The 13,170-nt window shown below is 68.2% G+C and carries 13 protein-coding genes; 7 read left to right on the top strand and 6 right to left on the bottom strand.

Features of this window, described 5'->3' with window-relative positions:
- The first annotated feature begins 37 nt into the window (after positions 1 to 37).
- The 3 genes from AC6R2M_RS00185 to AC6R2M_RS00175 all read left to right on the top strand — a co-directional run bounded on the left by AC6R2M_RS00185 (position 38) and on the right by AC6R2M_RS00175 (position 2,005).
- Positions 38 to 373, top strand: a complete 336-nt coding sequence (locus AC6R2M_RS00185; RefSeq protein WP_500484323.1) for a hypothetical protein — start codon at positions 38 to 40, stop codon at positions 371 to 373.
- Positions 374 to 472: 99 nt separating this feature from the next.
- Complete coding sequence (locus tag AC6R2M_RS00180) at positions 473 to 745, top strand: YMGG-like glycine zipper-containing protein (protein ID WP_500484321.1); 273 nt, start codon at positions 473 to 475, stop codon at positions 743 to 745.
- 453 nt (positions 746 to 1,198) lie between these two features.
- Positions 1,199 to 2,005: an outer membrane protein gene (locus tag AC6R2M_RS00175; RefSeq protein ID WP_500484319.1), complete on the top strand. Its 807-nt coding sequence runs from the start codon at positions 1,199 to 1,201 to the stop codon at positions 2,003 to 2,005.
- Positions 2,006 to 2,098: 93 nt separating this feature from the next.
- Here the strand turns inward: AC6R2M_RS00175 and AC6R2M_RS00170 are convergent, their stop codons facing one another.
- The gene (locus tag AC6R2M_RS00170) at positions 2,099 to 3,049 is read right to left on the bottom strand and encodes a carbohydrate kinase family protein (RefSeq protein WP_500484317.1); all 951 of its coding nucleotides are present in this window, start codon (positions 3,047 to 3,049) and stop codon (positions 2,099 to 2,101) included.
- A 160-nt stretch (positions 3,050 to 3,209) separates the two neighbouring features.
- Between AC6R2M_RS00170 and AC6R2M_RS00165 the strand changes: the two genes are divergently transcribed.
- On the top strand, positions 3,210 to 4,211 hold the full coding sequence (locus AC6R2M_RS00165) for an asparaginase (RefSeq protein WP_500484315.1): 1,002 nt from the start codon (positions 3,210 to 3,212) through the stop codon (positions 4,209 to 4,211).
- Between the two features lie 20 nt (positions 4,212 to 4,231).
- Here AC6R2M_RS00165 and AC6R2M_RS00160 read toward each other — a convergent pair whose 3' ends face one another.
- From AC6R2M_RS00160 to AC6R2M_RS00150, 3 genes are all read right to left on the bottom strand, one after another.
- Positions 4,232 to 4,993 carry an N-acyl amino acid synthase FeeM domain-containing protein gene (locus AC6R2M_RS00160; protein WP_500484313.1) on the bottom strand — a complete coding sequence of 254 codons (762 nt, stop codon included), beginning with the start codon at positions 4,991 to 4,993 and terminating at the stop codon, positions 4,232 to 4,234.
- Between the two features lie 349 nt (positions 4,994 to 5,342).
- Positions 5,343 to 7,223, bottom strand: coding sequence for a putative bifunctional diguanylate cyclase/phosphodiesterase (locus tag AC6R2M_RS00155; RefSeq protein WP_500484311.1), 1,881 nt, complete (start codon positions 7,221 to 7,223; stop codon positions 5,343 to 5,345).
- 343 nt (positions 7,224 to 7,566) lie between these two features.
- Positions 7,567 to 7,917 carry a DUF2267 domain-containing protein gene (locus AC6R2M_RS00150; RefSeq protein ID WP_500484309.1) on the bottom strand — a complete coding sequence of 117 codons (351 nt, stop codon included), beginning with the start codon at positions 7,915 to 7,917 and terminating at the stop codon, positions 7,567 to 7,569.
- 232 nt (positions 7,918 to 8,149) lie between these two features.
- On the opposite strand from AC6R2M_RS00150, the gene AC6R2M_RS00145 reads away from it, so the two are divergent.
- The 3 genes from AC6R2M_RS00145 to AC6R2M_RS00135 all read left to right on the top strand — a co-directional run bounded on the left by AC6R2M_RS00145 (position 8,150) and on the right by AC6R2M_RS00135 (position 10,090).
- Positions 8,150 to 8,389 (top strand): NINE protein, encoded by a 240-nt coding sequence (locus tag AC6R2M_RS00145; RefSeq protein ID WP_500484307.1) that lies wholly within the window; start codon positions 8,150 to 8,152, stop codon positions 8,387 to 8,389.
- A gap of 129 nt (positions 8,390 to 8,518) precedes the next feature.
- On the top strand, positions 8,519 to 9,391 hold the full coding sequence (locus AC6R2M_RS00140) for a branched-chain amino acid aminotransferase (protein ID WP_500484305.1): 873 nt from the start codon (positions 8,519 to 8,521) through the stop codon (positions 9,389 to 9,391).
- Between the two features lie 96 nt (positions 9,392 to 9,487).
- Positions 9,488 to 10,090, top strand: coding sequence for a superoxide dismutase (locus AC6R2M_RS00135; protein ID WP_500484303.1), 603 nt, complete (start codon positions 9,488 to 9,490; stop codon positions 10,088 to 10,090).
- 121 nt (positions 10,091 to 10,211) lie between these two features.
- Here AC6R2M_RS00135 and AC6R2M_RS00130 read toward each other — a convergent pair whose 3' ends face one another.
- Both AC6R2M_RS00130 and hslU read right to left on the bottom strand, forming a co-directional pair.
- The gene (locus AC6R2M_RS00130; protein ID WP_500484301.1) at positions 10,212 to 11,519 is read right to left on the bottom strand and encodes a PQQ-dependent sugar dehydrogenase; all 1,308 of its coding nucleotides are present in this window, start codon (positions 11,517 to 11,519) and stop codon (positions 10,212 to 10,214) included.
- Between the two features lie 194 nt (positions 11,520 to 11,713).
- The gene (gene hslU, locus AC6R2M_RS00125; protein ID WP_500484299.1) at positions 11,714 to 13,024 is read right to left on the bottom strand and encodes an ATP-dependent protease ATPase subunit HslU; all 1,311 of its coding nucleotides are present in this window, start codon (positions 13,022 to 13,024) and stop codon (positions 11,714 to 11,716) included.
- Positions 13,025 to 13,170: the final 146 nt, after the last annotated feature.

The following is a 13,170-nucleotide window of genomic DNA, read 5'->3' as shown; positions in this document are numbered from 1 at the left end:
AAGCAAACTGTTCTTCGATCGATAGGAGGTCGAGGCGATGGAACAGTTTCTCGCGGTCATGCTGTTGGTCGGTTGCAGTTCGGATCAGGAGGTCTGTTCCGAAATCCCCGTCGCGACGCCGTTCTATTCATCCGTGGAAGACTGCCGGACCGATCTCGGACTGCAGATGCGGATGACCTCCACTTACGACAACAAGGTGTTCGGCACCTGCACCCCCGTCGACGAAGCGATGATGGAACAGTCCGGCACCGTGGAATGGGCGATCAACCGCGCCGGCGAGCTGATCGTCGAGATCCGGCCGGACGAGCCGCAGGTCGCGTCCGCCGAACAGCCGGAGATCGGCGTCGACGACGTTCGCGTCGCCGCCCGCTGACAAATCGGACTCCTGCTCCAACTATCACCGTCTCGGTGAAACCATAGTTCTCGTCCTTCGTTTCGCAGACAGGGACATAAGGCTGGAAAGGCTCTGAGAATGAAGAAGATCATGATGGCCGCGATGGCGGCCCTCACGCTGGGCGCGGCGGGCTGCCAGGGCGTCGATCAGAACGTCGCGCTGCCGGCGGCGATCGGTGCGGGCGGCGGTGCGCTCGTCGGTCAGGCCATCGGTCGCGACACGAGCTCCACGCTCATCGGCGCGGGCGTCGGCGCCGCGGCTGGTGCGCTCGTCGGCGCGGCGGCGAACCGTCCGGGCGACTGCGTCTATCGCGACTCGCGCGGTCAGCGCTACGTGGCGCGCTGCCCGTAAGCCGCAGGGAGGACGGACCGGGCGCAAGGCGTCCGGGTCCCGACCCCATCCAACCCGTCGGCCTCGGCCGGCGGGTTTTTTTTGTGCCGCACGCTCCCCCCTCGACCCTGCCGACCGCTGGAGCGAACGCGCTGCGGCACCGCTGGAAACCGGCACGCGGCGCGGGGCTCGCCACAGGCGTTAACGCCAGTCGCCGCCTCGAACTCTCTCGTTAACTCAATCGCTTAAACCGACCTTAAGGTTGGCGGACCATTATCGTTTCAAACGCAATCGAACGGATCGGCGCCTCGAAGAGCGCCCCGCGCGAGGCGGCGGATCCGTCGTTCCCACCGTTCGGGACGGCTGACCCAATCCCAACCCGAGCCGGTTCACCGGCCCCGAACTTCGCGAGAGCGGACGGGACCCGTCCTCGCGATCGAACGTCGCCGAAGGGCGACAGCTGGAGCACATGAAATGAAGCGTATCGCGATCCTCGTCGCCTCGGCGGCCTTCGCCCTCCCGGCAAGCGCGGCGGACATCATCTACAACGAGCCCATGGCGCCCGCGCCGATGGACCCGATCTCGTTCGGCACGGCCGTCCCGCAGTGGACCGGCTTCTATGTCGGCGGCCAGCTCGGCGCGGCCTTCAACACCGATTCCGGTCCCTTCACCTCGGCCGGCTCGTCCTTCGCGGGCGGCAATGACGGCAGCGATTCGGGCCTCGTCGGCGGCCTGCATGTCGGCTACGACCACCAGATCGACAACATCATCCTGGGCGCCGTCGCCGACATCAACCTGATCGACGCGTCCTCCTCCTCGTCCTTCGGCCTCACCAACACTGGCGGCGGCACGGACACGTTCGGCTCCGCCTCCGAGATCGACTATATCGGCACCGTGCGCGGCAAGGTCGGCGTCGCGGCCGACCGCCTGGCGGTCTATGCGACCGGCGGTCTGGCCTATGCCAGCCTCGACACCTCGACCTCCGGTCCGGGCCAGTTCGTCGGCTCCCCGGTGGCCGGCGCGACCTCGGACGCCTACGGCGTCGTCTTCTCGCAGGACAAGGACGAGGTCGGCTACGCCGTCGGCGCGGGCATCGACTATCTGGCCACGGACAACATCTCGTTCGGCCTCGAATATCTCTACCACGACCTCGGTTCGGCCGACACGAAGGTGACCTTCGCCGGCACCGGCGCGGCGGCGGGCGAGACCTACACCGCCTCGTCCAACACGGACCTCGACTTCCACACGGTCTGGGCGAAGGCCTCCTACCGCTTCAACTGATCGGCCGGGCCGCAAGGCCCGTTCCACCGACGAGAAGACCGCCGGGCGATCCGTCCGGCGGTCTTCTTGCATTCCGGCGCGCAATGCGCCCTATCAGGCGAGCGGCGAAAGGCCGAGATCGGCGCGCCGCGGCAGGTCCGCGCCCTGCCGCGTGCAGGTGACGGCCGCCGCGCCCACCGCGAAGCCGAGGAGCCCTTCGAGCTCGTCTCCGCCGAGCGACCCGAGGTCGCGCAGACGATCGGCCTCGGCAAGGCCCGCCAGGAACGCGGCCTGGAAGGTGTCGCCCGCCCCGACCGTGTCGACGACCTGGATCGAGCGGCCCGGCGCCTCCGCCTTCGTGCCCGCGCGCGTCAGAGCCACCGCCCCGCGCTCGCCGCGCGTGACGATCGCGAGCTCCGCGCCCTGCGCGATCCATTTGGCGAGGATGTCCTCGACGGGCACGCCCGGGAACAGCGCCTCCAGATCCTCCTCGCTCGCCTTCACGAGCCCGGCCAGCGGAACGATGCGCTTCACCCGGTCGCGCCAGATGTCGAGATCGGGCACGACGGCGAGCCGCACGTTCAGATCGTAGGAGATCAGGCGCTTCCCGCTCTCGCGCTCGATGAGGTGCTGGAGGGACGAGGCCGTCGGCTCGGTGACGGTGGAATAGCTCGAGAAGTGGATGCCGCGCACCTCCCCCGGGAGGCTCGCCGGCAGGTCGGCGATCTCGATGGAGCGGTCCGCCGTCCCCTCGATGTAGAAGTCGTAGCGGGGCGAGCCGTCCGCCTTCAGCGAGACCATGGCGAGCGTCGTGCTGCGGGTGGTCTCCACCAGGAAGCGCCGGTCGATCGATTCGCGATCCATGAAGGAAACGATCCGCTGCCCGAAGAGGTCCTTCGACATCTTGGTCAGGAAGGCGGCGCGATGTCCGAGCCGGGCGAGGCCGAGCGCGACGTTCAGCGGAGAGCCGCCGACACGGCCCGAGAGCGAGACCGAGGCGACGTCGCCGCCCTCCTGCGGCCCGGCGAAGATGTCGAACAGGCAGTCGCCGCAGCTCAGGAACATGGATCCCCCCGATCGTGTCGTTGCTTGGACGGGCGCCCCGCCCTGTCGCCTAGCGCCCTCTACCAGAACTGCCGCCTTGCGCGAAAGCGGCCTTGCGACGCCTCCCCGTCGCGGCGCCGATGGGGTAGATCGTCCGCAATCAGACGAGGAGATGCGTCCCATGGCCGATCCGTTCATCATCGAAGTCACCCGCGGCGGCCGGGTCGAGAGCCGCCATCGCGGCGCAGTCTCCGTCGTCGATGCGACCGGCCGTCCGGTGTTCTCGCGCGGCGACGTCGCCGCGCCCGTCTTTCCGCGCTCGGCGGTGAAGGTGTTCCAGGCCATCCCGCTGATCGAGAGCGGCGCGGCCGACGCCTTCGGACTGGACGCCGCGGATCTGTCGCTCGCCTGCGCCTCCCATTCGGGCGAAGCCGGGCACGCCGAGCGCGCCTCGGCGGTGCTCGGCAAGGCCGGGCTGACGGGCGCGGCTCTGGAATGCGGCTGTCACTGGCCCTTCGACCAGAAGGTGGCGCTCGCCATGGCGCGCGGTGGCGGCGAGCCGACGGCGCTCCACAACAACTGCTCGGGCAAGCATGCCGGCTTCCTCTGCACCGCCGTTCACCTCGGGGAGGACCCGCGCGGCTATGTCCGGCCCGAGCACGGCGTGCAGAGGCGCGTCCGGTCCGTGTTCGAGGATCTGACGGGCGAGGCGATCGAGGCCGACGACTGCGGCATCGACGGCTGCGCGATCCCGACCTACGCCGCGCCGCTGGAAGCCTTCGCCCTCGGCTTCGCCCGGCTCGTGGGCGAAACGGGCGTCGCGCCGGAGCGGGCGGCGGCGGGACGGCGGCTGATCTCGGCCTGCATCGCCGAGCCCTGGTTCATGTCCGGAAGCGGCCGGGCCTGCGCATCGCTCATCGAGGCCGGGGAACGCCGCGTCTTCGTCAAGACGGGCGCCGAGGGCGTCTTCTGCGGGGCGCTTCCCGAGGAGGGGCTGGGCTTTGCGCTCAAGATCGAGGACGGGGCGACGCGCGCCTCGGAATCAGCCGTCGCGGCAACGCTTGCCGCGGTTCTGGCCGCGAGCCGGCCCGAGCTGGCCGAGCGCTTCGCGGCGCTCGCCCGCACCACCCTGCGCAACTGGAACGGCGACGTCGTCGGCGACATCCGCCCGGCGAACTTCTGAGCCGGCCGGATCGACCGATTTCAGAGATCGAAGGCGCGGGCTCCGGCGGTCGGCTCGCCTTCGATCCCGTCATTGTCGTTGAGGACCGGCATGTCCGTCATGCCGAGGCCGATCATGCGCGACGCGCCGAAGAGCCCGACTCGCTCGCGATGCGTGGAGAGGAAGTGGGGATAGCGCGGATAGACCGTCTGGCGCATCGTCTCGAAATGGCCGGACATCAGGCAGATCGGGCGCTTGAGGCCGGGATAGAAGCGCGGCTCCGTCATCACGCTCATGTGGCAGAAGCGCTGGTAGAAAGGCGCGTGCTCGGCCCGCACCGTCGCCAGCATGTAGTCGGCGTCGAAATGCTCGGCGGCCATTCCCGCCATGCGCACGGTGGCGAAGGGCATCTGCCCCATGGCGCGGCGCAGTGAGCGATCGACGACGAAGCGGGTCGGGTCGACGAAGGAGCGCCCCTTCTCGATGAGCGGCTCCAGAATGTCCGGAAAGACCTTCAGGCCCGGCGCGAAGGGCATGTCCGGCGAGCAGACATGGATGCGGATCGAGGCGACGAGCGCGTTCTCGCTCTCGATGCCGAAGATGAAGACGTTCGGGTCCTCGTCGTAATGGTCGGACAGGCGCTGCGTCGGGTTGGGGTCGATCGCGCCCTCGGCAAGGTAGCAGCGGTAGCGAAGACGGAAGAGCTCTTCCTGCTCCTGCGGCCGGGTCGCGCGCCGGTAGCGGAACGCGAGGCCCTGCGGGGTGGATGGCGGTTCGACCTCGACCCGCGCCTGATCTGCCAACGCAGTCCCTCCTTCTCAGCCGATGGCGACGTCGGGCAGGACCCGAGGAGCGGCAGGCGTTCGATTCCGATTTGTCTAAAATTGTCTCCATTGGTTAATTTTGCGTTGCCGCGGGCGCAGTCGCCCGGCGCTCGGCACGTCACGATTCGAAGAGGCGGACGAGGCGATCGGCCGTTCGCAGGAACGGCGCGCGCATGTGCGCGGGCGTGGGCCGTGCGCGAGCCGATGCTTGTGACGTTAGAGCGCCGTGCGTCCGATTGGACGCACGGCGCTCTAACCTTTGAATCCGCGTATCAGGCTTTCCGAAAATCGATTCGGATTTTCGGGCCGATGCTGTAGGCGGCGGGAATCAGGCGTTCAGCCGCTCGGCGTCGTCGACCTTCTCGCGAAGATAGTCGAGGATTTCCGCTTCTGGCATGGGGCGCGCGAAGGCGAAGCCCTGGAGCAGCGAGACGCCCGGCTCGCTGGCGGCGAAGCGGACATGCGCCTCCGTCTCGACGCCCTCCATGACGAGTTCGAGCCCCAGCGTGGCGATGAACCGCACCGCGCCGCGCAGGACCGCCGTGCGGCGCTCGTCCTGGCCGAGCCCGTCGAGGAAGCTCTTGTCCAGCTTGATCTTGCCGATCGGCAGAAGCGCGATGCGGCCGAGATTGGAATAGCCGGTGCCGAAATCGTCGAGCGAGAGCCGCACGCCCATGGCGCTGATCCGCCGGAGGGTCTCGATCACGCAAGGATGGGTCTCGAGGACCATGGTCTCGGTGATCTCGATCTCGAGCCGATCGGGCGAAAGGCCGCTGTCCTTGAGGCTCTTGGCGATGGTGGGGATGAGGTCGGTGCGAAGGAGCTGGCTCGGGGAGAGATTGATCGAGACCTGCATCGAGGCGGGCCAGCTCGCCGCCGCCCTGCACCCGGCGATCAGCGTGCGGTCCGTCAGATCGTCCATCAGGCCGGCGTCCTCGGCGACGACCAGGAAGTCGCCCGGCGGGATCGAGCCGCGCGTGGGGTGCGGCCAGCGCGCCAGCGCCTCGCATCCGACGACGCGATAGGTGCCGTTCTCGAGGATCGGCTGGAAGTGCAGCTCGATCAGATCGTCCCGCAGCGCCTGGCGAAGGTCGTTCTCGAGCTGAAGGCGGTCGGCGGCGCGGTCGGGCGTGCCCGGCGCGAAGGTGACGAAGCGCTGCCCACCGGCGGCCCTGGCCTCGAACAATGCCATGTCGGCATGGTGCGAGATTTCCTCGAAGAGAAGGCCGTCGCCGGGAAAATGGGCGGCGCCGATGCTGCAGGCGCCCTGCATGGTGATGCCGTTGACGACGCTCGGCCGGCCGATCACGTCGAGAAGCGCCCGGGCCAGTTCCTCGGCCGAGCGCGCCTCGCCGTCCGGGTGGACGATCTGGAACCGGTCTCCCGGCTCACGGGCGACAAGCGATCCGCGGCCGACCACCTCGCGGATCGTCGCCCCCATTTGCCGGATGAACTGATCGCTCGCCAGCTGCCCCAGCGTCTCCATGACGCGGCGGTGCGTCTCGATGTCGACGATCAGGAGCGTGAAGGGCCGCCCCTCGCGGATGAGCCGCTGGATCGTCGTGCGCATGCTGGTGCCGTTGGGCAGCCCGGTCAGCGCGTCGGTGTGGGCGAGGCGCCAGTTCTCCTCGGAGGCCTCGATGGCGTCGTGGAGAATGCCGCGGATCCGGCGGGAGGTGCCGACGACGGAGAAGTAGAAGGCGGCGAGAAACAGGCCGAGAATGACCGCACGCGTGGTGGAGAGCGCGGTGAAGCCGACGATCATGGGCAGGATGCAGGCGATCAGCTGGCACTGCACCAGCGGCAGGCTGGAGAAATTGCGTCCCTGCGCGCCGATCATGTAGCCGAGCGCGACGAAGACCGACAGGGTCTGCGAGAACTCGTCGACGGTCAGCCAGTGCGTGAGAGCGGTCCAGGTGCCGATCAGCGCCAGATGCGCGACCGCCAGCCACGAGTAGAGACGCTTCCAGAAGACGGGATGCCGGTCCGCGTGGGAGGCGTTGGCCAGGAAGATCGCGAAGGCGGCGAGACGCAGGACGACGAAGAACGCGATGCCGGCGGTGACCAGCCAGAGTTCGCCCTCGCCCGTGCGGACCGCCGTGTAGGCGGCGGCCGAGACCACGGCCAGACCGCCGATGAAGAACGACAGCCGATCCCCGTAGAGGGAGTCGACGACGTAGGCGCGTCTCTGGCGCGGTCGCGGTATCATCCTAGACAGAGCGATCGTGTCCATTCGCGGCGATCCGAACTACCGCATGCCATGATCGGCGGATCATGGGACACTAAGTAAGAATTCTTCGTTAAGTTGCAAAGACTGTTTGATTCAGTCGATGAGTCGCACATGCTTCTCTAGATCGACTCATCTGACGTAACTGTCTTACAGTCTTCGTCCTACCAAGGACGTATTCGTCCGGCCGATCCTATCGATTGCGACAGTAGCGGTAAGATTCCATTGACCGCTTTGCGGTTGTGCCGGATCGTATCAAGTGGTCGCCCGGTTTCGCCGGGACCGCGCAGGCCGCGCCGGACGGACGAGACGGAGCGGACGCCGGTCAGATGAACTGGCCGATCGCCGGAACCGACGCGACGGCCTGATCCACCGTGTCGTCCCCCGCATGGGCGCGGGCGTGGAGGATCAGCGCCTCGCCCATGGCCCGCATCTGCGCCATGTCGAGCCCGAGGCCCATCAGCTGCGCGCCGAGCGCCATGATGCCGTTGGCGCCTTCGCCGGCGCCGGCCACCGCTTCGGGCGCGCCGGGCGTCTCGGCGATCATCCGCTCGACGGCCGGATCTTCGCTTTCGGAGCGCATGAAGGCGAGGATGTGCCCGGCGGCTTCCTTGGCCTCGGCCGGCGTGATCCCGACGGTGTCGGCCATGGTCTGAAACGCGGTTTCGGCGGACATCGCTTCTCCTCCTGCCCGATCCTGGTCGGGGTCGCGGCGGACCATGTCAAAGCGCGCTCCGTCTGGCAATGCGGGACGCGGCGGGGGCCGACGGCTGCCCATGTCCGCGCAAGGTCCGAGGGACTTTGCGCCGGTCGAACGCTCTCCCTGCCGGTCCGGCCCTCGAAGTCCGGCCTTCCCCAACCTATGTCGTGGCGAGAGAGACGCGTGCCGCGCATGCCAAGGAGCCAAGATGAAATCCGGACCCGCCGCCTTCGTGCTCTGGCTGCTCTGCTTCGTCGGGCTGTGCGGACTGCACCGCTTCTATCTCGGCCGCTTCTGGACCGGCCTGCTCTGGCTCTTCACCTTCGGTCTCTTGGGGATCGGCCAGCTGATCGACCTCTTCCTCCTGCCCTCGATGCTGCGGCAGTCGAATCTGGAGCAGCGCGTCACGGCCTTCGAACGGGGCCGGATCGGCGACGGCCGCTTCTGACGGGAGCGCGAAGCGCCGTCCGCGCAGGAGCGCGCGTCTTCCCCCTTTAGACAAACGCGCCGGCCCGTCCTATCAGTCCTCCCGCGCGGGGCTCTGTCGCCCCCGCCTGAAGTTCGGAGGACGACGATCATGGCCGAGATGTCCCGCACGCTGACCTTCCTCGACGGGCGATGGGTGGAGGGCAACCCGCAGATCGCCGGCCCGCGCAGCCACGCGATGTGGCTGGGCTCGACGGTCTTCGACGGCGCGCGCTGGTTCGAGGGCCTCTCGCCCGACCTCGACCGGCACGCGAGCCGCGTCAACGCCTCGGCCCGCGCCCTCGGCCTGGAGCCGACCGTGACGGCGCAGGAGATCGTGCGCCTGACGCGTGAGGGCCTGCAGCGCTTCGACGGCGAGACGGCCGTCTACATCCGGCCGATGTACTGGGCCGAGGACGGCGGCTACATGGGCGTTCCGGCGGACCCGGCCTCCACGCGCTTCTGCCTGTGCCTCTACGAATCCCCGATGATCGCCTCGACGGGGTTCACCCTGGGGCTGTCGCCCTTCCGCCGGCCGACGCCGGAATCGGCGCCGACGCTCGCCAAGGCCGGCTGCCTCTACCCGAATTCGGGCCGCGCCATCCTGGAAGCCCGCTCGCGCGGCTTCGAGAACGCGCTGATCCGCGACGCGGTCGGCAACGTCGCCGAAACCGGGACCTCCAACATCTTCATGGTCCGCGACGGCGTCGTTCAGACGCCGATCCCGAACGGCACCTTCCTCAACGGCATCACGCGTCAGCGGATCATCGAGCTTCTTCGCGCCGACGGCATGGAGGTGGTCGAGCGGTCGCTGACCCCGGAGGACTTCGCGACCGCCGACGAGATCTTCTCCACCGGCAATCATTCCAAGGTCGTGCCGGTCACCCGCTTCGAGGACCGCGAGTTTTCCGGCGGCGCGGTCGCGGCGCGGGCCCGGGAGCTCTACTGGGACTTCGCGCGCAAGACCGAGGCGTCCGGACGCTGACAGGACGCCTTCCAGACCCTACTTAGGGTCCATGCTTCGGCCCGCTCGCCGAGGACGGAGCAGACGATTCCAACGCCTGAGAAGGAGACACCGGACATGGCCTTCACCCTGCCCGAACTGCCCTACGCCTACGACGCTCTCGCGCCGTACATGTCGAAGGAAACGCTCGAGTTCCACCACGACAAGCACCACCAGGCCTATGTCGACATGGGCAACAAGCTGGTGGCCGATGCGGGTCTGGGAGACGCGTCTCTCGAAGAGGTGGTGAAGCAGTCCTACGGGAAGAACCAGCCGCTCTTCAACAATGCCGGCCAGCACTACAACCACATCCACTTCTGGAAGTGGATGAAGCCGAACGGCGGCGGCAAGAGCCTGCCGGGCGCGCTTCAGACCGCGATCGATTCCGACCTCGGCGGCTACGACAAGTTCCGCACCGACTTCATCGAGGCCGGCAAGGGCCAGTTCGGTTCGGGCTGGGCCTGGCTCGCGGTGAAGAACGGCAAGCTGGAGATCATGAAGACGCCGAACGGCGAGAACCCGCTCGTTCACGGCGCCGAGCCGATCCTGGGCGTCGATGTCTGGGAGCACTCCTACTACATCGACTACCGCAACGCCCGGCCGAAATACCTGGAAGCCTTCGTCGACAACCTCGTGAACTGGGACTACGTCCTGGAGCGCTTCGAGGCCGCGCGCGGCTGATCTCGCAGGCCTTTGCGCTCCTTCGGGCGCGCACGGGCCGCTCCGACCTTGCCGGTCGATGGATGAAGGGGCGGGCGCCGGGATGGCGCCCGCCTTTTTCGTTTCCCGGACCCTTCGAGGATCAGTCGGCCTTGGTCAGGCGGAAGATCACCGAAGCGCCCTCCCTCGGCTGCTCGGCCAGGGCGTAGACCGCGCCGTCCGGCCCGACCTTCACGTCGCGGATGCGCTCGCCAAGCGGCACGCGCTCCTCGTAGGCGACGCGCTCGCCCGCCTCGTCCATGTGCAGGACGACGACGCCGGTCGTCACGAGACCGCCGATGAGGAAGGCGTTCTCCCACTCGGGGAACTCCTCGCCCTCGTAGAGGGCCATGCCGGCCGGGCCGATCACCGGATCCCAGTAATAGACCGGCTGCTCCATGCCCTCCTGGGCGGTGATGCCCTCGTTCACCTCGTCGCCGGAATACTCGATGCCGTAGGTGATGACCGGCCAGCCATAGTTCAGCCCGGCCTCGGGACGGTTCAGCTCGTCGCCGCCCTTCGGCCCGTGCTCCACGGTCCAGAGCCGGCCCTGGCCGTCGAGCGCGGCGGCCTGGATGTTGCGGTGGCCGTAGGACCAGATTTCCGGCAGCGCACCTTCCGCGCCGTCGATGAAGGGGTTGCCCTCCACCGGCTCGCCGTCCGGCGTGATGTGGATCACCTTGCCGAGCGTGGAGGTCAGATCCTGGCTGAGCTCGCGGATCGGATCGTCCGAACGCTCGCCGAGGCCGACATAGATGTTGCCGTCCGGCGAGAAGACGATGCGCGAGCCGAAATGCTTGTGCCCGTCATAGACCGGCACCTGGCTCCAGATGACTTCGACGTCCGAGAGCGAACCGCCGCCCTGATCGTCCGTCTCCAGGATCGCGGTCCCGAGCGCGGTGTGGTTGCCGCCCTCCACGGGCTCGGAGAAGGTGAAGAAGATGCGGTTGTCTGTCTCGAAGTCCGGCGAGAGCGCGAGATCCAGAAGACCGCCCTGCTCGGCCGAATCCACCTCCGGCACGCCCTCGATCGCGGGACCGGCTTCGCCCTCGGCGCTCACGATGTGCATCGCGCCTTCCTTGGCGGCGACGAGCAGGCGGCCGTCGGGCATGAACTCCATCGACCAGAGCTGGGGCAGCCCCTCGGCGAAGGTCTCGGAGTTCACCTCGGGCATCTCGTCCGGCTGGACGGCGCGGGTCTGTTCGGGGAAGGCCGGCTCCTGGTCGGGCGCATTGGCCGGCTCGGTCTCCACCGGCTCGCCGGCGGACGTGTCCTCTTCGCCGGAGGCGGGCGGCTGGCCCTCGACATGGTCGAGCGGCGAGCTGTCGCCGGTCGACTGGGCGTAGGCCGGAACGGCCAGAAGGCCGGCGGCGAGCGCGCTGCCGGCGAGAAGACGGGTCAAGTTCGTCATCGTTCCTCCGAGGTCTGCCCGGTGGCTCGCGCCGCGGGGCGCGGCGCGCCTGGCGCCGCTTCATCCGGTCCGCAAATGGGACGATGAGCCCGGAGGAAAACCGCTTCCGGCCGATCGATCGGCCCGGGAGCGGTCAAGAAAACGCTATCGGAAGGATGGCGAGATGCGGGAGCGACGCCTCCCGCATCTCGGCCTTACAGGATGAAGCGGGACAGATCGGTGTTGCCGGCGATGCCGTCGAGCGCCTTGTGGACGTAGGCGGCGTCGACCCGATAGCTCTGCCCGCCCTTGTCCGGCGCCTCGAAGGAGATGTCGTCGAGAACGCGCTCCATCACCGTCTGGAGCCGCCGCGCGCCGATGTTCTCGACCGAACCGTTCAGCGCGACCGCGACGTCCGCCAGCGCGTCGATGGCGTCCTCGGTGATCTCCAGATCGACGTTCTCGGTCTTCAGAAGCGCGACATACTGCTTGATGAGCGAGGCCTCGGTCTCGGTCAGGATGCGGCGGAAGTCCTCCTTGGTCAGCGCCTGCAGCTCCACGCGGATCGGCAGGCGACCCTGCAGCTCCGGCAGGAGGTCGGAGGGTTTCGACACGTGGAAGGCGCCCGAGGCGATGAAGAGGATGTGGTCGGTCTTCACCGGCCCGTGCTTGGTGGCGACGGTCGTGCCCTCGACCAGCGGCAGGAGATCGCGCTGCACGCCTTCGCGGCTGACGCCCGCGCCGCCGCGCCCGTCGCCGTTGTTGGCGACCTTGTCGATCTCGTCGAGGAAGACGATGCCGTTGTTCTCCACCGCCGCGATGGCCTCCGTGACCAGCGCCTCGTTGTCGAGAAGCTTGTCCGACTCCTCGCCGATCAGAAGCTCGTAGCTCTCCTTGACGGTCGTGCGCCGCGTCTTGGTGCGCCCGCCCATCGCCTTGCCGAACATCTCCGACAGATTGATCATGCCGACATTGCCGCCGGGCATGCCGGGGATCTCCATGCCGCCGAAGGGCGAGGCGGTGTCGGCCACCTCGATGTCGATCTCCTTGTCGTCGAGCTCGCCCTCGCGCAGCCGCTTGCGGAAACTGTCGCGCGTGGCGGGCGAGGCGTTCTTGCCGACCAGCGCGTCCAGCACGCGGTCCTCGGCGCCCGCATGGGCCTTGGCCCGCACGGCCTCGCGCTTCTTCTCGCGCACCAGGCCGATGCCGACCTCGACGAGGTCGCGCACGATCTGCTCGACGTCGCGGCCGACATAGCCGACCTCGGTGAACTTCGTCGCCTCCACCTTGATGAAGGGCGCTCCGGCGAGCTTGGCGAGACGGCGGGAAATCTCCGTCTTGCCGACGCCGGTCGGGCCGATCATCAGGATGTTCTTGGGCATCACCTCCTCGCGGAGCGAGCCCTTCAGCTGCTGACGGCGCCAGCGATTGCGCAGCGCCACGGCGACCGCGCGCTTGGCATCCCGCTGCCCGATGATGTGGCGGTCGAGTTCGGAGACGATTTCGCGGGGGGAGAAGTCGGACATCTGGGGCACTTCGGATGAGGAACGGGGGCCGGCATTGGGGAGCCGGCGGGGCGGGCGGCGCCGACGCGCCGGTCCCAAGATGGGGAGCGTTGCGCCGTTGCGCCAGAGAACGCCCCCCCGTGCCCGCGATCGACTTTCTCCGGTTC

The organism is Aureimonas sp. CAS (genome assembly GCF_059838215.1).
The sequence above is the reverse complement of the archived record's forward strand: the minus strand, read 5'-3'. Positions and strand labels throughout refer to the sequence as shown.

Bases quoted from the DNA above. Each gene is read 5' to 3' on its own strand.
- AC6R2M_RS00185 (WP_500484323.1), top strand. From the start codon at position 38: ATGGAACAGTTTCTCGCGGTCATGCTGTTGGTCGGTTGCAGTTCGGAT.
- AC6R2M_RS00180 (WP_500484321.1), top strand. From the start codon at position 473: ATGAAGAAGATCATGATGGCCGCGATGGCGGCCCTCACGCTGGGCGCG.
- AC6R2M_RS00175 (WP_500484319.1), top strand. From the start codon at position 1,199: ATGAAGCGTATCGCGATCCTCGTCGCCTCGGCGGCCTTCGCCCTCCCG.
- AC6R2M_RS00170 (WP_500484317.1), bottom strand. From the start codon at position 3,049: ATGTTCCTGAGCTGCGGCGACTGCCTGTTCGACATCTTCGCCGGGCCG.
- AC6R2M_RS00165 (WP_500484315.1), top strand. From the start codon at position 3,210: ATGGCCGATCCGTTCATCATCGAAGTCACCCGCGGCGGCCGGGTCGAG.
- AC6R2M_RS00155 (WP_500484311.1), bottom strand. From the start codon at position 7,223: ATGATACCGCGACCGCGCCAGAGACGCGCCTACGTCGTCGACTCCCTC.
- AC6R2M_RS00150 (WP_500484309.1), bottom strand. From the start codon at position 7,917: ATGTCCGCCGAAACCGCGTTTCAGACCATGGCCGACACCGTCGGGATC.
- AC6R2M_RS00145 (WP_500484307.1), top strand. From the start codon at position 8,150: ATGAAATCCGGACCCGCCGCCTTCGTGCTCTGGCTGCTCTGCTTCGTC.
- AC6R2M_RS00140 (WP_500484305.1), top strand. From the start codon at position 8,519: ATGGCCGAGATGTCCCGCACGCTGACCTTCCTCGACGGGCGATGGGTG.
- AC6R2M_RS00135 (WP_500484303.1), top strand. From the start codon at position 9,488: ATGGCCTTCACCCTGCCCGAACTGCCCTACGCCTACGACGCTCTCGCG.
- AC6R2M_RS00130 (WP_500484301.1), bottom strand. From the start codon at position 11,519: ATGACGAACTTGACCCGTCTTCTCGCCGGCAGCGCGCTCGCCGCCGGC.
- hslU (WP_500484299.1), bottom strand. From the start codon at position 13,024: ATGTCCGACTTCTCCCCCCGCGAAATCGTCTCCGAACTCGACCGCCAC.